Raw genomic sequence first — 23,237 nt, 5'->3', positions numbered from 1 at the left:
AAGGCCTCACATGAGTCTCGACTATAAGACACCTGTTGAAGCCTCAAAGTGCAAAGGGAAAATCCCCAAGAGGTGGAAAAGCTATAGAGAGGAGTACCTTGAAAATCAAAAAAAAGGATAGGTGCCCAAGTTTTGGTACCTTTAGTCCTGTGAGGGGTTTCCTTCCGGGCTACGCCCTCCAGTCAACCCCTCACAGGACTAAAGGCTAGAAAGTCAACATAAAGCAGGATTAATAACAACGTAACATTAACCGAGTCAACCTTTTTCAGGAAACCACAGTGATTTGTGGCATTGTTTATTGATCCTACTGTTGCCACTTATGGTGGGGTGTCGCCCGACTAAGCAGGTGGTGGCGACACAACAGCAGGCGGAGCAGCAAGTGGTCGCCACTCGGGATAGCGTGGGGCTCTTGGAGCGACAACAGCGTAGGGTGGTGGAGCTGCAATGGTGGGGCGATACGCTTCCGCTGCCGAAGGGGCCTGAGGGGAGACCCCCTTCCGTATCGGGTGGCTATCGGATCACCTATCTCGATGAATCGCTCTCGGAGCATCGGGAGGAGTCTCAAGCTAAGGAGACGCTGACGAGGCAGGAAACTGCCGAAAACTACCTTCTCCAAAAGGGGAAGTCGACACGACAAATCTACCTGGGGCTTGCCCTTGGACTAACCATCTCTCTGCTCCTAATTTTGGTGGGTAGGAGAATCAAGAAACAACTATTTTATTAACAACTTAAAGATTTAAGACTATGGCATTTATCTACAATGTGTATGAGCGTGACAACAAGATCCCTAACGCTAAGAGCCCACGTGTGGCTTTGGCGGTGAGCAGACAGATCCGTCAGATCTCCACTAAGGAGCTGGCTGAGGATATCGCGGACAGATGTACCGTGCACCGTGCCGATGTGCAGGCGGTGTTGGATGCACTCTCTATCTCTGCTACGAGCTATCTGCTCAATGGGTTTGGTGTGAAGCTGGGGGAGCTGGGCTCTTTCTCTATGAGGATCAACTGTAAGTCTGCCCCTACTATGGAGGAATTTACCCCTGACCTGATCAAGGGGGCTAAGGTGCGCTATACCCCTAGCCGTGATATCCTTGCACGTATCAAGGAGACTGGCTTTGTGAGAGGTTCTAGCCTTTCTAATGGCGAGGTGGTAGCCCCTGCTCCTAAGCCAGGTGCTACGGAGGATACCCCTAAGGACCCTAATGAGGGCTCTACTGGTAACCCTCAGACTGAAGGCGATACCGGCTATTGATCTTTTCGGGGGTACCTGTGGCGGGGGCGGGGGTAGCCTTTCTCGGACAAGTCGGTGGCGGGGGTACCTATCTCGGACAAGTCGGACGAGTCGGACAAGTCGGACAATTCGGACAGGTCGGACGCCGCGATAGTGCACCCGAAGGGTGCCATTCAGCTAGCCCCCAGTCGAGGCTCGCAGAGCCGAAGACCGGCGGGTCATGAGGCACCCCATATTTCTCGACCCTTGTGGTCGCACAAGCCCATGTGAGTGCGACCGCAAGGGTCGATTATGTTATTACCGATTCGTTTCCCGCTGGTCTTCGGGGGCGTTTGCCCCCTCCGACGCGGGGTCCCGGCTGGTCTTCGGGCTTCGCCCTTGACCAGGGGCTAGCTGAGTGGCACCCTTTCGGGTGCTCTCGGGGGTACCTGTGGCGGAGGTGCCTATTGCGGGGGTACCTTTCTCGGATAGGTCGGACGAGTCGGACGAGTCGGACAGGTCGGACGCCGCGATGGATGGGTGCTAGCTGTGGTGGCTGGCTGGGCGTCCGACTCGTCCGACTTGTCTGACCTGTCCGACTTGTCCGATAAAGGCACCCCCCTTGTCCGATAAAGGCACCCCCCCTTGTCCGATAAAGGCACCCCCCCCCCTGTGTGGTTTGGGTTTCGTGGGTTGGGGAAAAAAGGTTATCTTTGCAGTGAGGGGCGGGGGGTGTTTTGGATAGGTAACCATTAAATATATAGAAAGATTTATCAGGATGGCTAATATTGACAATTTTGACTTTAGGGGGAAGAGGGTCTTTGTGCGTGTGGACTTTAATGTGCCGCTAGATGAGGCGGGACAGATCACTGATGATACGCGTATGCGTGGGGCTTTGCCTACGCTTCGTAAGATTGTAAAGGGAGGCGGTCGCCTCATTATCGGTAGCCATATGGGTCGTCCGAAGGGGGTGGATAAGAAACTGAGTCTCTCTCAGCTCCGTGGACACCTGGAGGAGCTCCTTGGTAGAAAGGTGGAGATGGCTGAGGATTGTGTGGGCGATGCTGTTTTGAAGCAGGCTCAGCAACTGAAGGATGGTGAGGTGTTGCTCCTTGAGAACCTTCGTTTCCACCCTGAAGAGGAGGGTAAGGGCGATGGCAAAGCTGGTCAGCCTGAGTTTGTAAAGCAGTTGGCAGCGTTGGCTGAGGTTTATGTGAATGATGCCTTTGGTACAGCACACCGTGCTCACGCCTCTACCGCATTGATTGCCGATTATTTTGATAAGGAGCACAAGATGTTTGGCTACCTGATGGCACGTGAGGTGGCTGCTGTGGACCGTGTGATGAAGGAGGTAGAGCGTCCGTTTACCGCAATTATGGGTGGTAGCAAGGTCTCTACAAAGATTGAGATTATCGAGAACCTCCTAACGAAGGTAGATACCTTGATCCTAACGGGTGGTATGACCTACACCTTTATGAAGGCGAATGGTGGCGAAATCGGTAATTCAATCTGTGAGGAGGATAAGCTGGACCTTGCCCTACAGATTCAGGAGAAGGCGAAGGCTAATGGGGTAAAGCTACTGATCGGTAGTGACTCTGTGGTGGCTGATGCTTTTAGCAATGATGCGAATACGAAGGTGGTGCCTAGTGATCAGATCCCTGCTGGTTGGGAGGGCCTGGATATTGGTCCTAAGACTCAGGAGCTCTTTGCTGAGGCGATCCGTGATTCGAAGACGATCCTTTGGAATGGTCCTTTCGGTGTCTTTGAGATGGATACTTTTGCCAAGGGTACTCAAGCAATGGCAGAGGTGATCGCTGAGACCACTGCTAAGGGCGCTTATTCACTTGTGGGCGGTGGTGACTCTGTTGCTGCAGTCAATAAGTTTGGATTGGCCGACCGTATGAGCTATGTCTCTACTGGTGGTGGTGCGTTGCTGGAGGCGATTGAGGGGAAGGTGTTGCCGGGTATTGCGGCAATCAACAAATAATGCTGCGCTGGGGGGGCGGGGGTACCTATCTCGGACAGGTCGGACAAGTCGGACAGGTCGGAGGCCGCAATGGAGATTTGCGATGGAGATCTGCGTGCAAAGTATTGATGAAGTAATATGTTACGCGAAGGCCACGAAGAGCGTGGCCTTCGCTATTAATAGGAGAAGAGATGAGTGAGATAGAGATGAATGAGCAGTGGGGTGATGATGAGCTGACGGCGATTGATATCCCTATCCCCTTTCTGCTAGAGAAGGCTGATTGGACCAGTTATTTCAATAATAAGGGGTATTCGGGTGCCTACCCTTACCTCTTATATATGCATGAGGACGCGGAGGTGCTGAATGACCGATTGATGGCGGAGGTGAACAGGACGCAAACGCTAACGGGGCACAATAAACTTCAGGTGGACCTCTTCACCCGCTTTTCGGATCATAATGAGGAGGCGGTGGGATTTGTTTGGTTGTTAATCAGTGGCACTCGTTCGTTTGCTCCCGATCTACTGGATGACCTGGAGTGGCTCTTGAGGAGTGGGACGACCTATTATCTGCAGCACGCTTACACCTCGCATGGGAAACAGGGGGTGGTGACCTGGGTAGAGGAGCTCGCATCGCACCCAGCCTATGCCCAAGTGGAGAAGAAGCTACCTCCTCGTGGCAATCTAAAATTGGCCGACCGCCTTGCTGTGGCAACCCTTTCGGCTGAAGAAGAAAAGTAAAAGGTGATGGAGTGGCAGAAACGGGTCGAGGTGCCCCCGCTGAGCCGACGATGGAGTCGTAGAGATGCGATCACGCTTTGGGGTTCGTGCTTTGCCGATGAGCTACAGCGGCATCTCTTTAGGGAGCTCTACGACTGTAGCCCTTCGCCCTATGGCATCCTCTATAATCCCCTCTCTATGGCGGAAGGGGTGGAGCGGTTGCTGGCGGATCGACCTGTGACGCTTGAAGAGCTGATCGAGCATGAGGGGCTTTGGCATAGCCCGATGCATCACGGCACCTTTTCTGCACCTACTCCCGAAGAAACCCTGGCACGGATAGAGGGGGCGTGGAAAGTGGCGAGAGAGCGGCTGTCGACCACCAAGCTATGGGTCTTTACCTTTGGCACCTCTTATCTCTATGAGTGGGCCGAGGCACCGCATGCAGTGGTGAGTAATTGTCACCGTCTGCCAGCAAAGTGTTTTCGGCGTCGCCGTGCCGAGGTGGGGGAGATCGTGCATCGCTGGTTGCCGTTACTTGAGGAGCTCACTAAAGGGGGAGCGGAGGTGGTGCTGAGTGTGAGCCCTATCCCGCACTACCGTGATGGAGCCCACGAGAGTCGACTCTCGAAGGCGGTATTGCTCCTGGCGGTGGAGCAGATGGTGGAGCAGTTTCCAGAGGTGCATTACTTTCCGAGCTACGAGATACAGCTAGATGAGCTCCGTGATTACCGCTTTTTTGCGGAGGATATGGCACATCCGTCGGAGGCGGCGGTGCGGTATATCTTAAGTCGCTTTGAGACGTTTGCCCTAGAAGAGGACCCCGCTTTCAATCAAGAATGGCACGCTCTTATCAAGTTAGCAGAGCACCGTCCCCTCTCCAGCAATCCTGAGCGGGTGGCAGCACATCAGGAGGTGGTGCTGAGGAAGATTCGCCACTTTTCCCAACACCATTCGCACCCATTTCTTACGTCATTGATAGAAAAATTAGAGGTATGAGACGCTATTTACTTTCAGAGATCACTGCACTTCTTAAGGCTCCAAAGCCTCGTAAGGAGCAGGAGATAGAGGTTTTGCTGACCGATAGTCGGTCGCTCACTTTTCCGCAACGAACCCTCTTCGTGGCACTGGTGACGGAGCGGGGTGATGGGCATCGCTATATTGGAGAACTTTATGAGCGGGGAGTGCGTGCCTTTGTGGTTTCCAAAAAGGTGGAGGGAGCCTATCCCGAGGCGACAATGATTGAGGTGCCAGATACGTTACAGGCACTCCAAACCTTGGCGAAGTGGCGACGGGAAGCGCTACAGATGCCTATTGTGGCGATCACAGGAAGTAATGGCAAAACAACGACAAAGGAGCTTCTCTACCAGCTCCTTTCACCGCATCTTTCCGTGGGTCGCTCACCCCGCAGCTACAATTCGCAGATCGGGGTGCCCCTCTCCCTTTGGGGGCTAGAAGAGGGCGAACAGTTGGCGTTGATTGAGGCGGGGATTTCCAAACTGGGTGAGATGGCACGTCTGAAGGCGATAATCGAGCCGACGATTGGGCTGATCACCAATATTGGAGAGGCCCATCAGGAGCACTTTGAGAGTAAAGAGCAAAAGGTGCGGGAGAAACTATCGCTCTTTACCGACTGTGAGACGATCATTGCCCCACTGGATCAACCTTTGATTGTAGAGGGGTTAGAACAAATGGGGCTGACCGCCAAGAGCCACTTCTGGAGTTTCTCCGATGAGCGTGCAGAGCTCTGGGTAAGGCAAATTGAGTACCATGCTTCGGGAGTGACCCTTTCCCTAAGCATGGATGGGGTAGAGCGGGAGTTGCATCTTCCTTTTTTGGACCAAGGCAGTATCGCCGATGCGGTGGCGGCACTGTTGCTACTGAAGTATACGGCACCTTCGCTTCTTGAGGACTTGACCCCTTTTGCGACGCTTCAACCGATCTCAATGCGACTAGAGGTAGTCCAAGGAAAGCACCATACCTTACTCATTAATGATAGTTACAATTCGGATTACGACTCGCTGGCAATTGCCCTTGACTTCCTCAACCGTCGGAATAGCGACCACTGGCCTACTGCCCTCATCCTTTCCGATATGCAGGATAGCACGCATGACCCTCGCGAACTCTATGAGCGGGTGGCAGAGCTGATCAGTCGTTATCAACTAGACCGCCTCTACTTAGTTGGGCCTGCTTTGGGGCAGTATCGTGAACTTTTCCCAGAATTAACGCAGTGGTATCCCGATTGGAGTTCGCTCGATAAGGAGCTGTCACTAGCACAATTGGCAGGGCATATTATCCTCTTAAAGGGAAGCCATACCTCGCAATTTGAGCGGGTGATAGAGGATTGGAAAGCACTATCGCACCAGACCATTCTTAGCATCAACCTCAACCGACTTACGGAAAACTACCACACCCTTCGGCAACAACTCCCCAAGTCGATGCAGACCATCTGTATGATTAAGGCCAATGCCTATGGAGCTGGCTCCTATGAGGTGGCACGGACACTGGAGCGGGCGGGTACCGAGTATCTCGCTGTGGCGGTGGTGGATGAAGGTCGGGAACTACGAGAGCAGGGTATTCAGCTCCCCATCTTGGTGATGAACCCTGAGCTATCCGCCTTTCGGCAATTGATTTGGCACCAACTAGAGCCAGAGATATTTAGTCTGGAGATGCTGCGTGCCTTTGAGGAGGCGGCAGAAAGGTATGGCGATGGTATCCTGCCGATCCACCTGAAGTGGAATACAGGGATGAACCGACTTGGTATCACTCTTCCCGAAATTGATGAAGTGGTGGCGGTACTCCGACGCTCTAGTGCAGTGCGGGTCGCCTCTATCTTTACCCACCTCGCTGTGGCGGATGATCCTACGGAAGATGCTTTTACCCTTCAGCAATTGGAGCGACTAGATACCGCCCACCATATCCTGGAGGAACGACTGGGGTATTCCATTAAAAAGCACGCCCTCAATACTGCGGGGGCGATACGTTTCCCGAATTACCCCTCCGACTTTGTGCGACTGGGGATCGGGCTGTATGGTATTTCTCCGCTTGAGCAGACGCCCTGTGTGCTCGAACCAATTGCCACGCTCACCACGCAGATTCTGCAGGTGCAGGAGGTGCAACCTGGGGAGACGATTGGCTACGGTCGTCGCGGAAAGGTGACTCGCCCCAGTCGTATTGCGATTATTCCGATTGGGTATGCCGATGGATTGCCACGTCGCCTAGGCAATGGTCGGATCTCCTTCCGCCTTCCCGACGGTACCCTTGCCCCTACGATTGGAAATATCTGCATGGATACCTTGATGATTGATGTTACCGATGCCGAGAGTGCCGAGGTGGGAAGCGAGGTAACCATCTTTGGCGAGGGGCTACCGATTACCCGCCTTTCAGATGCCTGCGACACCATCCCTTACGAGATTCCTTCACGGCTCTCCTCGCGGATTGCTCGGCAATATTTTACCGAATAAAGCTATATTATTTATGGAAAAGAAACTATATCTACTCGATGCTTATGCCTTGATCTATCGTGCCTATTATGCGATGATCAGAAGCCCCCGAATCAACTCTAAAGGGGAGGATACCACAGCGATCTTTGGTTTTCTCAATACCTTTGAGGAGATCCTGAACCGTGCCGATGGGGCCCCCATAGCTGTGGTTTTTGACCCAAAGGGAGGTAGCTTCCGAAGTGAGCTTTATCCAGAGTACAAGGCTCAGCGCGAAAAGACACCCGAGGGGATTAGTTTCGCCCTACCTTATATCAAGGAGTTGGTCAATGCCTTTGGCGTACAGCACTACACGGTGCCGGGGTATGAGGCGGATGATGTGATTGGTACGATTGCTACGCAGGTGGGAAGTCGGGAGCCTGACCGTATGGTCTATATGATTACGCCGGATAAGGATTATGGGCAGTTGGTACAAAAGAATGTCCGCATCCTCAAACCCAACCGATCGGGCGGTGGCTTTGAAGAGTTGGGACCTGAGGCGGTAACGAAAAAGCATGGGTTGCAGGAGAGTCGGCAGGTGATCGACCTCCTGGCCCTCTGGGGTGATACTTCGGACAATGTGCCTGGGGTGAAGGGCATCGGGGAGAAGACAGCGGCAACGCTCCTCACGGAGTATCATGATATTGAGGGGATCTATGCCCATATCGATGAGATCAAAGGGAAGAGAAAAGAAAATCTACTGGAGGGACGTGAGCAACTCAAACTCTCGCGCGACCTTGTGACGATCCGTACCGATGTGCCTTTGGAGTATAGTCTGGAGGAGATGCGGCGGAAGGAGACGGATCAACAAGCTCTCCTCGACCTCTACGAGCGGTTGGAGTTTCGTTCGAAAATCGGGAAATTGCAAGCGGATGCCACCCCTAGTTCCACTCCACAGCCCCGTTCGCTTTTTGATGAAGGACTAGTAGAAGAGCCTGTGATAGAGAGTAGCTTTAAGCGTTTTGATAGCAGTGAAAAGCAGTATCACCTCGTAGAGAGCGAAGAGCAGATTACTGCCCTAGCAGAGCGACTAGCAGCCGCACCCGCCTTTGCTTTTGATACGGAGACGGATGGCTTGGACGGCATGAGTTGTGGCATCGTAGGCATCTCCTTTGCGATAGCACCTCATGAGGCGTGGTATATTCCGCTTTCGGAGCTGCCGATGGAGGCACAGATGCAGTTGGCTCCTTTTCAAAAAGCTTTTGGCGATCCTAAGGTGCTCAAGATAGGGCAAAACTTAAAGTTTGACCTCAAGATCATAGAGCGGTTCGGCCTTCACCCTGTCGGTCCCTACTGGGACACGATGATTGCCCACTACCTCATTCAGCCTGAGCTACGGCACGGTATGGATGCGATGGCGGAGAGCTACCTGGGCTACCAACCAATCCCGATTGAGGAGTTGATAGGGCCGAAAGGAAGGCAGCAGAAAAATATGCGACAGCTACCGCCCGAGCAGGTCTATACCTATGCTTGTGAGGATGCCGATATCACGCTGCAACTCTATCACAAATTGCGGGAGGAGCTGGAGAAGGAGGAGCTGGAGTCGCTCTTTTATGAGGTGGAGATGCCACTGATGGAGGTGCTACTGCGTATGGAGCAGACCGGCGTGCGGCTTGATGTGAAGCAGCTCACCGATACGGTGGATGAGCTCTATAAGGAGTTGGGAGAACTGGAAGGGGAGATTCAGCGACAGGCGGGTATCCCATTTAATATCAATTCGCCTAAGGAGGTGGGAGAGGTGCTCTTTGACGAGCTGAAACTGGTGGAGAAGCCGAAGAAAACCAAGACAGGCCAATATGTGACCCGTGAGGAGGAGCTACAGAAGCTGGCACACCTCCACCCGATCATTGGGTTGATCCTACGTTACAGAGGGCTCCGTAAGCTGGTGAGTACCTATATTGAACCACTGCCACAGCTAATCAATCGCCAGACTGGACGTATCCATACCACTTACAATCAGACGGCGACGGCGACGGGGCGTCTCTCAAGTACCGACCCCAACCTGCAGAATATCCCTGTCCGCGATGAAGATGGTCGGCAGATACGTAAAGCCTTCACTGCCCTCTATCCTGAGCGGGGCGACCGCTATATCTCGGCCGATTACTCTCAGATAGAGCTCCGACTGATGGCGCATTTCTCGGGCGATGAGGCGATGATTGAGGCCTTCCGTGAGGAGCAAGATATCCACGCCATTACCGCCGCCAAGATCTATCACCTGCCACCAGAGCAGATCACGCCCGACCTCAGGAGGCGAGCCAAGACGGCCAACTTCGGGATTATCTATGGGATCTCTAATTATGGGCTGAGCAGTCGGCTAGGGATCCCCTTTGGCGAAGCAAAGGAGCTGATTGATGGCTACTTCCGTACTTTTCCTGGGGTACAGAAGTATATGGAGGAGATCGTGGAGAAGGCGAAGGAGCAGGGCTATGTGGAGACGATTATGGGGCGACGGCGCTTCCTTAAGGATATCCACTCTGGCAATAGGGTGGTGCGAGGTTTTGCTGAACGCAATGCCATTAATGCACCGCTCCAAGGTTCGGCTGCTGATATCATCAAGGTAGCGATGATACGGATTCAAAAGCGACTTCAGGAGGAGCAGTTCCAAGCTAAGATGATCCTACAAGTGCATGACGAACTCAACTTCTCTTGCCCTGTGGAGGAGCAAGAACGGCTGGTAGCTATGGTACGTGAGGAGATGGAGGGAGTCTGCCCTGAGCTTCGCGTCCCTCTGAAAGTGGATGTCGGCATTGGTGATAATTGGCTGGAGGCCCATTAACACAATCCCAACTGCCGAGGATTCCTCGGTAGTTAAAAGTTCAGTGACAAGTCCAATCAACTCAAAAATAATCTCTGACTTTTGACTTTGACCGACAATTACAATTGCTTCAAGGATCAGAGAACTATTCTGATGATCAGCCCGAATCATAGTCTTTCTCTGGTTCGTTTCCTACTTGTAATATCTTTTTTGTGGTGGGGACGAATCATCACTGCAGAGGCACAAGAGGTGGCGACGGGGCAGGCGATTCAATTACTATTGGAGGAGCTGCCTGAGGGGGAAGAGGCACTCCAGCTAGAGGAGACCCTTCGGCAACTATTGGCGGAGCCCCTTGACCTCAATCATGCGACGGAAGAGCAGTTGCTTCAGTTGCCTTACTTCGATGCCTTCTTTGTGCGGAATTTACTGCTTGCCCGATCCAAGGGGGGCGGACGTTTCCGATCTATCTATGATCTGAAGGCGGTTCCAGGTGCTCCGATAAGTCACTTACCCCTCCTAGCCCCCTTTCTCAGGGTGGGGAGCGATCGACCACGTACGGTGGCACCACTGCGGCAGGACTTTTACTTGGGTAGTGAGCTAACGCTTCCCCATCGTCGTGACCGCTACCAAGGGATTGGGGTGGGGCTGAGGTATGTGGGAAGTCGACAAGAGCGGCACTCGTGGTCGCTGGTTCTCGGACAGGATCGTGGCGAGTCGTGGCTCCCGCTTCGTAAGGGGGTTGCTGACCACCTCTCTTTTAGTTACCAGTATCGGCAACCGCACTGGCAGGTGGCGCTGGGTGATTATCGGTTACAAGCTGGGCTGGGAGTGCAATTGGGTCAGGCCAATTCATTTTTCTCCCGAAGTGAAATGACGGGGCAACCCCCTTCCCTTAGTGGAAGGTTAATTCGCCCTCACACCAGTTTTCGTGAGGAGGGTTATCTCAGAGGGGTGGCAACTAGCTGGCAGGGTGGTCCTGTGCAAGTAGCCCTCTTCTATGGATTTGAGCGACTAGATGCACGGATTGAGGGGCGGCGACTCCTTACCCTCTACCCCGGTGGTATGCATCGTACTGCCAAGGAACAACGCTACCGACACACTGCTCTCCGCTCTAGTGGTGGAGCCATCGTGAGCTATCAGAAAGGAAAGCTAGAGGTGGGGTCTACTCTGATGGGGCGGCGATACCGCACGGCGAAGGGACAGCCAATGGTCGCCTATCGCCGAGAGCCAAAGCCGGAACTAAATCACTCTGCTTCGCTCTACTTTAGGTATCTCCAAAGGCACTGGCTCCTTACTGGAGAGACTTTATTGGCTCCAACTAATCGGCGTGCTTCTCTGCTCTCGATCAGTTATTTTCATGATCATATCGGTCGCATTACTCTCTCAACTCGTTATCTAGGTGCTGATCACTATTCCCCCTTGGGTATGATAGAGAGTCGTAGTTCCTCTCGCCGTGACGAACGGGGAATGCAGCTCTTTTGGAGTGGGGAACTGGCACGCTGGTGGACCGGTATGGTGCACCTTGACCTCTCGCAGAAGGCTTCTGTGAAGAGTGGATTAAAGCCAGAGCAGTGGCGGTTAACGGCACGAGCTGATTACCGTGAGGGGCGCCAAGCCTTTCAAAGCCGGCTGACCTTCACAAAAAGAAGTCAGCTGCCACTCCGTACCTCCTTTCGGACCACTTATCACTATCAACTGACCTCTCTTCTGTATATAAGGAGTGGTATTCAACTAACCCACCTCCCCGATACCCCACTTACTTGGGCGCTCTTTGGTAGGGTAAGGTATCAGCCCGATCCGCAGTTTTCGCTAGAGGGTGGGGTGCACTACTTCAATGCCACTTCGGGTGTGATACGTGCAGACCAGCCCTATCTCCCATGGCGATACTATGTGCCGATGCTTCGGGGCAAGGGATTACAAACGACCCTACAAACTCATTACCACCTTGGCAACCTGCATGCCTACCTCCGTGCCTCCCTCACCCACTACCAAGAGGCTCCCACCTCGCTCCTCCCCTCGCTATTGGAAGTGGCCTTTACCTATCGCCTATAGAGATTGTAGGGTAGGGTGTGGATGCTATTTTCTTGTAAGGGCAAAGTTATTGGTTATCCATTTAGTCGTTTCGGTAGGGAATATGGTCGTTTCGGTAGTCTTTCCCTTGTGGGATGCTACTCGGCTGGCTACCTTTGTGCTGTAATTAGATGGTTCGGCGATGCTGGCTGGGCCAATCAAAACAAAAAATGGAACAATTATTTAGAAACAAGTAAGAAAAGAAAAAGCTTATGAAACGACAGATGATGACAATCGCCCTCGGTATGGTGATGGGACTGCTAGGAACTTCGGCAATGGCACAGAGCAATGTGTCGCTGGACTATGGTGTGAAGGCAGGTGTAAACTGCGGCCACCTAGCACTGAGTGATGACTTCAAGGTGCTAGATAGCAAGATGAAGGCGGGTGCAGACTTTGGTGGATTTATGAGGATCAACCTACACCAGAACTTCGCCATTCAGCCTGAGCTAGAGTTTTACTACCGTGGTAGTGGTCTAGAAGCTAATGTAGCTGGCAAGGAGTTTGAGAATAAGATCAATCAGTGGGGTATGCAGATCCCTGTATATGCCCTTGGTAAGGTAGCTGTGGGTAATGGTACACTTTACGGTGGTGTAGGTCCTTTTGTGGGCGTAGGCTTCTCAGCTAAAACCGATGAGATTGAGCTCCTCGGTAACCGAGTAAAGATAGATCCGATAGACCTCTATGAGGAGCACAATGAAAAGTCGGCGCTTCAGAGATGGGATGTAGGTATCGCTTGCCAACTAGGTTATGAATTTGCCAATGGTATCCAGATCAATGCCGGGTATAAGTATGGTTTTATCAATCAGGTAGACGACCTTAAGAGCTCTCTGAATGACGTCACTTCAAAGCTAGGTATGCCTCTAAGTAGTGATGACTACAAGGCCAATGCTAGTGTGCTGACTGTAGGAGTGGGTTACCGCTTCTAATCTAAGTAATCTTTTTACAATTCTCTAAGTTAAGTAGTGTGACGAGTCGTGCCGCTATGCCCTCTCTGCGTGTGTGGAAAAGTGTGTGTAAAAGTGGGAGAGTGTGTGGTGGTATGGCTCGTTACTTTATGCTATATTTGCTAAAATAGGAGGGAGCAGATGGTAGCGATTGAAGAAGATATGGAGGCGAAGAGTATTTGGAAGAAGGGTCGATTGAGCCGGCGACGTGGTCGGGGCTTTATATTTCTAAGCACGGAGCGTAGAAGTGTATGGCTGGCGACGCTGATTGTGAGCTTTTTGCTTGCCTTTGTGATGCTGTCGTCGTCAATCTATTATTACAGTCTGCTTGATGAGAGTCGGCAGATTGATTTTGGGGCGATCTTATCGCTCAACTTCTTCGGTTCGCTTCTGGTGAATATGCTCTTCTTCTACCTCCTCCTTTCGATCCAGTCGTGGGCGATCAATAGGTACAATATCCGCCAGTATCAGTTTTGGCTAATACTATTAGGCCTTTTGGGAGGTATGGTGTGGCTATCCCCCTACCTTTCAAGGTTGCAAAGGTGGTGGTTTAGAGACTACCTCAATTACCATACCTATGCGACATTACAGTACGTAAAGGACTTGGTGATCTTGGTGGTGACTTTCCTATTCTCCATGATTATCTACCTGATGAAGCAAAACCACGTGGCAGTGGTGGGGATGCAGGAGCTGGACTTGGAGCGATTGCAAAATAGATACACAGCACTCAAAAACCAAACCGACCCGCACTTCTTATTCAACAGCCTCAATACACTGATGGGTCTCATCGGCAGAGATGACGAAAAGGCAGCGGAGTATGTGGAGGAACTGGCAGCAGTATTCCGACACACGATGCGCGACAAAGTGGTGGTGAGGCTCTCGGAAGAGCTGGAGTTGGTGAAGTCGTACCTCTACCTGATGTGCCTTCGCTACTATGATGGACTAAAGGTGGAGTGGGGTATTGAACAGGAGTATCTCGACTACTACGTGATCCCATCGGGAGTGCAGATCTTGGTGGAGAATGCAATTAAACACAATATCGCGAGTAGTAAGCTGCCACTAACCATCTCTATCCGTACTGAGGAGGGACGACTAGTGGTGGAGAACCCTTTGCAACTCAGAGAGCGAGCAGCCTCTAGTAGTAGCGGGGTGGGTCTGGATAATCTTATGGAGCAATATCGATTGGTATTTGGCAAGGATATTGAAATCGTCTCAAGGGGTGGGACGTTTAGAGTCTCCCTGCCATTGATAGAAAGTTTGAATGAATTGGCACCCCGTGCAAAGTCACTCTTATGAAGGTCATTATAGTAGAGGATGAGTATTTTACCGCCAAGCGCCTTGAGTCGCTACTCAAGGAAGGGGATAGAGAGGTGGAGGTGCTTGCTATCCTGCAGAGTGTAGAGGAGTGTGAGGAGTGGTGGCAATCCAATGATGAGCCCGACCTCGCCTTTATGGATATTCACTTGGCAGATGGAGAGGTCTTTTCGCTCTTTGAGCGGGTGGAGGTTACTTGCCCTATTATATTTACCACGGCGTATGAAGAGTATGCCCTGAAGGCCTTTGAGGTGAATAGTATTGACTACCTCTTGAAGCCAATCAAGGCGAGTGATTTGGAGCGTGCCTTGGGAAAGGTGGAGCGCTTTAGTAGAGGTGGTGAGAAGGTAGACAATCAGGCAGTGGTGAGCCAATTGATGGCGGCACTTGGTAGCTCGCCGATGAGCTACAAGAGTCATTTCCTTGCCCCTTTTAGGGATAAGCTCTTGCCTATATCGGTGGATAAAATCGCCTACATACGATCTGAGAATAAGGCTTGTGTGGTGGTGATGACCGATAAAAAGGAGTATGCCATGGACCTTTCACTGGAGAAGATGGGCGAGGAGCTCAATCCTAAGCTTTTCTTTAGAGCCAATCGACAGTATATCGTAGCCCATAGTGCTATTGTGAGTATGTCGGTATGGTTTGGAGGAAAGCTCACGGTGTCGCTTTCAGTACCCACGCCCGAGGCGATTATTGTTAGCAAAGCCAAGAATAGGGAGTTTCGGGAGTGGTATCAAGGGATGTTGTGACCCCCTTTTATTTACTTATAAAGTAAGTGTAAGTATTTTTTTTAGTGTAGATTATGTTTCGGAATTTGAATATAGGGATGACCTATTGTCTATTTATAGCAATGGTACTCTCTATGGGAGAAGCTGTGGCTCAAGCTCCAGCACCGCTCTCATTGGAGAAGTGCCGTGAAATGGCTTTAAGCCACAATAGGGAGATACAGATGGCAGAGTCGGAGGCGATCACCTCGGACTACTTGGTGAAGTCGGCCAAGACGAAGTATCTGCCACGAATCGACTTTGCTGGGGGTTGGGTCAATCCTGGCGATCGGGCGTTGAAGCCATTTGCCATTGACTTTAATATTCCTGGAGTGACACCTCCAGGGCTTTCATTGCCACTGGACTTTATCAGTGTTGCTCCAAAGGAGGTATTCACGGGTGGCTTTGTACTGAAGCAACCGATCTTTATGGGGATGAAGATCGTGGAGGCCAATAAGATGGCATGCTCTGCTTCGGAGCTGGCACACGAAAAGGTAAAGCTGACGGAGGCGGAGGTGCTGACCACGGTGGATGAAGCCTACTGGAGAGTGATTTCGGTGGAGGAGAAGGTGTCATTGGCTAAGAGCTACAAGTCTCTACTTGAGCGATTGGCGCAGGACCTGCAGAACCTTTATGCCGAGGGAATGACCACTAAGAATGAAGTGCTCAAGGTACAGGTGAAGCAAAACGAAGTGGAGCTCTCGCTGATGCAGGCTGAGAATGGTCTGGTACTCTCTAAGATGCTTCTGGGGCAGATCATAGGCGTAGATGCCGAGCAGATCTCTCTGGATAAGAGTGTGATTAGTGAGGAGGAGTTGAGTAGTCGCCTGGTGGCACTCACCGACCCCTATGCTGTGGAGCGTGCCGAGGTGGCGATGCTTCGGAAGAAGTTGGCCATCACGCAGTCGGCTAAGAAGATGGTGCAGTCGCAGTTTTTGCCCAATGTGTTTTTAGCTGCTGGTTACAACTGGACGAGCCCCAACCTCTACAAGGGGACTCAGAACAACCTTGGTGGCGACTGGATGATCGGAGTAGGGGTGCAGATCCCTATACTCACGTGGGGCGACCGCCTTCATCAGGTGCATATGGCGGAGCAGCAGGTGACCAAGGCCCAATTGGAGCTACAGGAGGCGCAGGAGAAGATTGGCTTGCAGATTCAGCAGAATCGATTTAAACATACCGAAGCGCTCAAGAAGATGGAGTTGACCAAGCTTTCCAAGGAGCAGGCGGAGGAAAACCTCCGTATCACTCGAGACAACCTTCTCGAGGGAATGAATAGCATCCGAGATATCCTAGAGGCACAAGCGATGTGGGAAAAGGCGGCTTCTGCCGATATCGATGCAAGGGTGGAGGCAGCGGTGACCCTATCGCAACTAGAGAAGTCCACTGGGGCTCTTTATCAGTATGCAGAGGAATACCATCAGAAACAAAATCACAAATAGATAAATAGACATTAAGATATGTACTTCAAAGGAATAAAGCAGATTTGGCTACCCCTTCTACTATTGGGAGTAATGGGTAGCACCGTCTCCTGTAGCAAGAAAGGAGATAATGAGCAGACGTCGGAGGCGGATAAGGTAGTGCCTGTAACGATAGCACAGGCCAAGGAGATGACTTTCACACCAAATATCCGATTCTCGGGTAGTGCCGAGGCCTCTAAGAGTGCCAACCTAGGAACCGCCTTGCCAGGTAGAGTGGAGCGTATTCACTATACCAAGGGAAGCTACGTACCACAGGGGGCTCTGATTGTGGAGATGTCGGATGAGATGCTTCTACAAGCTCAAATCGAAAATGACGCGATTAAGCGGGACTTTGAGCGGGTCACTCGACTCCGTGAAAAAGAGAGTATCAGCCAGATGGATTACGACCACGTGAAAGCCAAGTATGATGCTTCGGTAGCGAAGGTGGCGATGCTGAAAAAGAATACCTCCATCACCGCACCATTTAGTGGGGTGATTACCGATATATTGATCAATGAAGGGGAGACTTATGCCTTTACCCCAAGTGTAACAAGCGACCTCAAGCTGGAGAGTGGTATCATAGAGCTTCGTCAGGTGAATCCACTGAAGGTGACGATCGAGGTGAATGAAAAGGAACTAGGATATATAGAGCGTGGACAGGTGGCGGCGATCACTTTTGATGCTTACCCCGACCAAGTGGTGGAGGGTAAGGTCTCCTTCCTCTCTCCTGTCCTTTCGCCAATGTCGCGTACTGCTTCTATCGAGGTGAATATCCCCAATAGCAGTCGTACCTTCAAGCCAGGAATGTACTGCAATGTTGCCATCGCTCTTCCCGAGCGTGAGGGTCTCTTTGTACCGCTCAATGCGATCTATCGTTTGGCGGGTACGGGCGAAGAGTATCTCTTTAAGCTGAGTGCCGATGGCACCACCGTCACTCGTATCCCTGTCACTCGTGGCGAAATTAGCGACGGTTGGGTCTATATTGAGAGTGCCGATATTAAGAGTGGCGACTCGGTAGTGATTGATGGTAAGAATAAGCTCAGTGAGGGCTCTAAAGTGAATGTAGTAAAGAAATAAGCGTATGAAGCTACCTGAATTTGGTGTGAAAAGACCTATCGCCACCGCCATGATCTTCGTGGCGATTATGGTGATCGGGGTGTTTTCGCTATTGAAATTACCACTGGACCTGATGCCGAATATGGAGTTCCCCTCCCTTACGGTGATTACGGTCTATCCTGGAGCCTCGGCTGTGGAGGTGGAGGAGCAGGTCTCCAAACCTCTGGAAGCGGTGCTTTCGGCGGCGGAAAATCTGGTGGAGATCAAGTCGATCTCTAAGGAGAATGTCTCTTTTATCCAACTTCGTTATGAGTGGGAGGAGGATGTAACGGCTGCTGCCAATAACGCTCGTGACCTTTTAGAGTTGGCGAAGTCGCGAATGCCTTCGCAGGCTTATACGCCGATTATCTATAAGATCAATGCCTCGATGATGCCTGTGCTTGGTTTTGCAATCAATGCCGATGAAAACTACAACGGGCTAGAGGAGATCGTGGAGGATAAGATTGCCTCCCCCCTGAGAAAAGTGGATGGCGTGGGTACCGTGATTTATCTCGGTCAGCCTGAGCGGGAGATCCGTGTGGAGATCGACCCTACCCGTATGCAAGGGTATGGAGTATCGGTGGCACAGGTCTCTATGATGCTGAAGGCCAATAATGTCAATGTGCCGGCTGGCTTTGTCTCTGAAAGTGCTTATGACTTCTCTGTGCGTATGCCAGGAAAGTATGAGAGCGTGGAGGAGCTGGAGAATACGGTGATCAAGGCGATGAAAGGCAAGGTGGTGCGTCTGAAAGATGTGGCCACTGTCAAGGATACTTTTAAGGAAACCGATGCATCGGCTTTTAACCATATTGGCCAAGGCATTGCACTCCTGGTGCAAAAGCAGTCGGGTGCCAATACGGTGGATGTGGCGAATGCGGTGCGTGACAAGATTGCTAGTATCCAGGGCGATCTGCCTTCTGACGTACAGATCTTTGAAGTGATTGGTTCGGACGAATTGGTCACCTCTTCGGTGAACAACCTGAGCTCTTCTATCTGGTATGCCCTGATATTTGTGACGCTGGTGGTATTGCTCTTCCTAAGAGAGTGGAAGTCAAGCTTGATTGTCTTCCTCACCATGCCAGTCTCACTGATTTCAGCCTTTATCATGATGAGTCTGCTCGGCTATACCATCAATATCTTCTCACTGGTAGCCCTAGTGATAGCCATCGGTATGGTGGTGGACAATGCCATTGTAGTTCTGGAGAATGTCACGCAGCATATCGAGCGTGGGGCGATGCCTAAGCAGGCAGCAATGTTTGGTGCCTCGGAGATGGGGCTAGCTATTGCCGCCTCTACCCTGACCACTATTGTGGTATTTATGCCACTGGTATTTATGGGTGGTATTGTGGGTGTGATGTTTAAGCAATTGGCGATCCTTACGGTCGTCTGCCTGATTACCTCGCTATTTACGGCACTTACGCTTACCCCTATGCTCTCAAGTGTGTTGCTGAAGCCAGCACCTCGGGGTGGAGAGGAGCGAAAGCATGGCAAGCTCTACAATTGGAGCGAGCGGATGTTTGAGCGAATTGAGCGGAGATACCATAGATTCCTAGGTTGGGCAGTATTCCACAAGGGCGTTACTCTAGGGAGTGCCCTCATCATCTTTGTCCTCGTGCTACTACTCGGGAAGTCGGTAGGTACCGACTATATCCCCGATATTGATGCCGGCTCTATTTCTGTACAGTTCGAGACAGAGCAAGGAAGCTCGCATGCTGTGACAGAGGCGGTGGGCAATCAGATTGTGAAGCTCATTGAGGAGAATGTACCTGAGGTGGCTGTGGGTGGCCTTGCTAGTATTTCTGGTCAGACCCCTGATGGAGCTCTCACGGCAGTAGGATTTAAGGAGGGTAAGAATATCGGTACCATCTTCTGTCACCTCAAGCCTGTAGATGAGCGTAGCCGAAGCAGCCAGGAGATTGCCAATGATATCCGCCCACTGGTGGAGGCAATCCCCGAGATTGAGAAGGTAACGGTGTCGGGAGGTAGTGCCATGGCGACTGCCCTCACGGGAAATAAAGCCCCTATCGAATTCGTTATCTTTGGTAAAGATATCGAGGAGATGAATAAGGTAGCACTCGGTCTTGAGAGCAAGGTGAAGGAGCACCCAGAGTTTACCAACGTAGAGGCCCTTGTCTCCGCTGGTAATCGTGAGGTGCATATCGTGGTGGACAAGGATAAGGCGGCCCAAATGGCACTGAACCCTGGTGTGATTGGTATTCAGGTGCGTGAAAATCTGTATGGTGCCGATGCCGGTGTCTTTACAGAGGATGGTCGCGACTACGATATCAAGATTCAGTATGCCCCCGACTTCCGCCACTCTATCAATAAGCTCAAGGAGATGCAGGTGACCAATCTACTCGGTCAGCAGGTGCCTCTGATTGCTGTAGCAGACCTACAGGAGAAGGAGGGCCCAGTGGAGATTGAGCGAATGACACAGCAAAGGTATGTCAAGGTGACGGCCGACCTCAATGGCATCTCTCTAGGTGAGGGCGCTAAGATCGCTGAGGAGATTATCAATAATACCAGTGCTCCTGAAGGCATCGAGATTTCCCTTGGTGGACAGGTGGAGGATCAGAGCGATACCTTCTCTTCGCTAGCCACAATCTTCTTAATTGGGCTGATGCTGGTGTTTATGGTGATGGCTGCTCAGTTTGAGTCGCTACTCGACCCATTTATCATCTTCTTTGCTATACCATTCACCTTGGTAGGTATCATCCTTGCCTTCTTCATCACAGGGACTACCCTAAGTGTGGTTACCTTTATCGGACTCATTATGTTGGTGGGTATCGTGGTGAATAATGGTATTGTGCTGGTTGATTATACCAATATGCTGGTACAGCGTGGATACAGCATCCGCGATGCCGTGATGGAGGCAGGTCGCTCACGACTACGCCCTGTATTGATGACCTCTATGACCACTATCCTCGGTATGCTACCAATGGCACTTAGTACCGGTATGGGTAAAGAGATGTATGCCCCTCTTGGTATTACCATTATTGGAGGTCTGCTGATCTCTATGTTGGTAACCCTCATTTTGGTGCCTACCGCTTATGCCTTTATGCACCAGCGGAGACTCAATCGGGAGCGCAGACTATTTAGAATGAAAAGAAACAGCAGTGACGATAATGAATGAGATGAAATTTACATACATCACCTGTAACATCAGTATGCTTGAGCAGATGGAGGAGCTCCTAAAAGAGCTCGAGATCCAGGTGTACCAAGTGATTCCAAAGGCTTTGGCAGAGAGCAACTTCGATATCCCACACAAGGATACTGCCGTATGGCCAGGCTTCAATGCCTCTCTACTGGTACAGGAGGAGGTGCTAGCTAAGTCGGAAGCACTGATGAAGCGGATCGAAGACGGGACTCATTCTTATTTTATAATTTCTTGTGTTTCACTCTATTATGGAACATCTAAAATCGCCTTGTTGCCAAAATGTTGCCAAAGTGCTAACCAGAATCCTTTCAGTTGACTTGTTTCACTCTCCTTCACGCTAGAAGGACCAATAGAAACTTGTCTGGGACAAATATACGAATTTTTATCGTATACGCAAACACAACCGAAAAATAATTTAATCATTTGCATTATCTATGCGGCAAATTGAGAACCTGTCCACCTGTGAGGAGGCTAAGTTATCTTGCTGGAAACTTATTAAACAAATAATGATATGATGCAGATGAATCTTGAAGACATTTCGATTGATGAAATTCTTAGTCGGTGTGGACATACGCCTGTCTACCAAAAGGGTAGTTCAACATGGTATCTAAGCCCATTTCGTGAAGAGACGAAACCATCGTTTCAAGTACGAGGAAGTGTATTTACAGATTGGGGGAACCCTGATTATAAGGGTGGAGTCTTAACTTTATGCTCTTTAATTTTTGATATACCACGAGAAAACACTAGGGAGATTTTTATGAAGTTGCAGGAGATTAGTAATGGTATTCCTCTTGGGGTGCAAACTAGAAAAGACGCCTCTAGTGCTACATTGGAAAAAGAAAGAGAAAAGGTGGTGGCAACTTATCCACTCAATAATCCTCTCCTATTGGATTATCTCAATTCTCGAGGGGTTCTTCCGAGTGTTGCTCAGAGGTTTACAAGGGTGGTCGTTTATCTTGACCCAACTCGCACGAAAAAGCTTTATGGAATTGGTTTCGGAAATAGATCTGGCGGTTGCGAGCTAAGAAGTAAGTATGCGAAGCGAAGCTTTGCACCTAAGGATATATCCATCTTGAATGGTGGCAATCCTTCTGACAAGGGGTGTGCGGTTGTCTTTGAGGGTTTTATTGACGCACTATCTTATATCTCTGACAGAGTCCGGAAAGGTCAATCCTTGAATTTTACCTCTGTCGTTTTGAATGGGGTAGGGATGGTGGATAAGGCTATTGATGAGCTCAAGGACTACAAGTGGGTCTATGGGTTGCTTGATAACGACCGTGCCGGTGACCTCGCAACTTCCCATTTGTCGACTTTGCCTAATTTTGTTGACAGTAGAGATTGGCTCGGCAAGTTTAAGGATGTGAATGAAAAAATCATGAGTGACTTGAATCTTTCAGAGCAAAAAATGATCCGCAAGGAAGTTTCGCAACAAAAAGGCCGCAAGATCTAAATTCGCTGTTCTCACTTTTTGTTTTAGCCGACTCCCTTTTTGGGGATCGGCTTTCCTTTTTCTTTTTTTCATCCACCTAAGCTGGGCTTATTTTCTCCGGAATTAATTTAAGGGGAATATAAGGGGTTATTATTTACTTTACTATACTATACTATACTATACTTTACTTTGTGGTATTTCCGTCACAGAAATCCGATGTTCCTTGCATTCTCGTCACAGAAATGCAATATACTTGTCGTTTCTGTGGAATGTTGCTCCGATAATTGAAGTAATTAGTATTCTTACCCATCTTGGGTGGTGGGGGTTGTGTTCAACAGAGTCTCTTCTTTTCTTCTTTGGTGATGTCTAAGTTGGGCTCAATTTATTAAAACATGCACGCCCATTCGCATTTATTTCTGAAAATGGGTAAGAGGTGGGCTAGGGTAGGGTGAAACACCTTCTAGTTTCTAATCGTCTTGGTTCGTAGCTCGTGCCATTGTTTCGGAATTACTGTGGTGGAAATGCGAGGTACATCGGATTTCTGTGACGGAAATACAGTGTATGTCGAATTGTCGCTACATATTGGGGCGATAATCTCTATGATACCGCACATGATACACTTAGCTTTGCTAGATATGATTTGATTTTGTATTGGTGGCTACCCCATGTCTGCCACTATCCTTTTCCCTTTTTCAACTTCAATCTCATGCGACAATTGGAATAGTGTTGGGTTTGTCTTATAGGGTAGTACCTTTGTGGCGAATGGATTCTTTTTCATTTTTGATTGAACGTATAATTTGTTGGAGAGGGTGGAGATGTGAGATCTGCACCCTCTTGCTTTTTATTCTTAATCGTATGCGGCAATTTGCAAGTCTGGGC

The 23,237-nt window shown here is 50.5% G+C and carries 16 protein-coding genes; all 16 read left to right on the top strand.

Annotation, left to right across the window (positions count from 1 at the left end):
- The first annotated feature begins 283 nt into the window (after nt 1–283).
- The 16 genes from A3GK_RS0104935 (at nt 284) to A3GK_RS10465 (ending at nt 22,379) form a co-directional block, all read left to right on the top strand.
- Complete coding sequence (locus A3GK_RS0104935) at nt 284–724, top strand: hypothetical protein (RefSeq protein ID WP_155799437.1); 441 nt, start codon at nt 284–286, stop codon at nt 722–724.
- A 20-nt stretch (nt 725–744) separates the two neighbouring features.
- Nucleotides 745–1,251 carry an HU family DNA-binding protein gene (locus A3GK_RS0104930; protein WP_018028367.1) on the top strand — a complete coding sequence of 169 codons (507 nt, stop codon included), beginning with the start codon at nt 745–747 and terminating at the stop codon, nt 1,249–1,251.
- Between the two features lie 736 nt (nt 1,252–1,987).
- Nucleotides 1,988–3,196 carry a phosphoglycerate kinase gene (locus tag A3GK_RS0104920; RefSeq protein ID WP_018028365.1) on the top strand — a complete coding sequence of 403 codons (1,209 nt, stop codon included), beginning with the start codon at nt 1,988–1,990 and terminating at the stop codon, nt 3,194–3,196.
- 170 nt (nt 3,197–3,366) lie between these two features.
- On the top strand, nt 3,367–3,912 hold the full coding sequence (locus A3GK_RS0104915; protein WP_018028364.1) for a hypothetical protein: 546 nt from the start codon (nt 3,367–3,369) through the stop codon (nt 3,910–3,912).
- Nucleotides 3,913–3,918: 6 nt separating this feature from the next.
- The gene (locus A3GK_RS0104910; RefSeq protein ID WP_018028363.1) at nt 3,919–4,887 is read left to right on the top strand and encodes a GSCFA domain-containing protein; all 969 of its coding nucleotides are present in this window, start codon (nt 3,919–3,921) and stop codon (nt 4,885–4,887) included.
- Nucleotides 4,884–7,352, top strand: a complete 2,469-nt coding sequence (locus tag A3GK_RS0104905; protein ID WP_018028362.1) for a bifunctional UDP-N-acetylmuramoyl-tripeptide:D-alanyl-D-alanine ligase/alanine racemase — start codon at nt 4,884–4,886, stop codon at nt 7,350–7,352. The genes A3GK_RS0104910 and A3GK_RS0104905 overlap by 4 nt, the downstream gene beginning before the upstream one ends.
- Before the next feature lie 13 nt (nt 7,353–7,365).
- Nucleotides 7,366–10,143 (top strand): DNA polymerase I, encoded by a 2,778-nt coding sequence (gene polA / locus A3GK_RS0104900; RefSeq protein WP_018028361.1) that lies wholly within the window; start codon nt 7,366–7,368, stop codon nt 10,141–10,143.
- A 132-nt stretch (nt 10,144–10,275) separates the two neighbouring features.
- A complete protein-coding gene (locus tag A3GK_RS0104895) occupies nt 10,276–12,174 on the top strand; it encodes a ComEA family DNA-binding protein (protein ID WP_018028360.1) in 1,899 nt (632 codons plus the stop codon).
- Nucleotides 12,175–12,404: 230 nt separating this feature from the next.
- On the top strand, nt 12,405–13,118 hold the full coding sequence (locus tag A3GK_RS0104885; protein WP_018028358.1) for a porin family protein: 714 nt from the start codon (nt 12,405–12,407) through the stop codon (nt 13,116–13,118).
- Between the two features lie 159 nt (nt 13,119–13,277).
- A complete protein-coding gene (locus tag A3GK_RS0104880; RefSeq protein WP_018028357.1) occupies nt 13,278–14,432 on the top strand; it encodes a sensor histidine kinase in 1,155 nt (384 codons plus the stop codon).
- A complete protein-coding gene (locus tag A3GK_RS0104875; protein ID WP_018028356.1) occupies nt 14,429–15,202 on the top strand; it encodes a LytR/AlgR family response regulator transcription factor in 774 nt (257 codons plus the stop codon). Before A3GK_RS0104880 ends, A3GK_RS0104875 begins: the two co-directional genes overlap by 4 nt.
- Before the next feature lie 53 nt (nt 15,203–15,255).
- Complete coding sequence (locus A3GK_RS0104870) at nt 15,256–16,659, top strand: TolC family protein (RefSeq protein ID WP_051052311.1); 1,404 nt, start codon at nt 15,256–15,258, stop codon at nt 16,657–16,659.
- Between the two features lie 18 nt (nt 16,660–16,677).
- Nucleotides 16,678–17,754 carry an efflux RND transporter periplasmic adaptor subunit gene (locus tag A3GK_RS0104865; RefSeq protein ID WP_018028354.1) on the top strand — a complete coding sequence of 359 codons (1,077 nt, stop codon included), beginning with the start codon at nt 16,678–16,680 and terminating at the stop codon, nt 17,752–17,754.
- A gap of 4 nt (nt 17,755–17,758) precedes the next feature.
- Nucleotides 17,759–20,905, top strand: a complete 3,147-nt coding sequence (locus tag A3GK_RS0104860; protein ID WP_018028353.1) for an efflux RND transporter permease subunit — start codon at nt 17,759–17,761, stop codon at nt 20,903–20,905.
- 1 nt (nt 20,906) lies between these two features.
- Nucleotides 20,907–21,245 carry a PG0541 family transporter-associated protein gene (locus A3GK_RS10470; protein ID WP_244860724.1) on the top strand — a complete coding sequence of 113 codons (339 nt, stop codon included), beginning with the start codon at nt 20,907–20,909 and terminating at the stop codon, nt 21,243–21,245.
- Between the two features lie 441 nt (nt 21,246–21,686).
- On the top strand, nt 21,687–22,379 hold the full coding sequence (locus A3GK_RS10465) for a toprim domain-containing protein (RefSeq protein WP_018028351.1): 693 nt from the start codon (nt 21,687–21,689) through the stop codon (nt 22,377–22,379).
- Nucleotides 22,380–23,237 lie beyond the last annotated feature (858 nt).

Source organism: Porphyromonas somerae DSM 23386 (assembly GCF_000372405.1).
GTDB classification, from domain to species: Bacteria; Bacteroidota; Bacteroidia; order Bacteroidales; family Porphyromonadaceae; genus Porphyromonas_A; species Porphyromonas_A somerae.
This window is presented reverse-complemented; position numbering and strand designations above follow the sequence as displayed.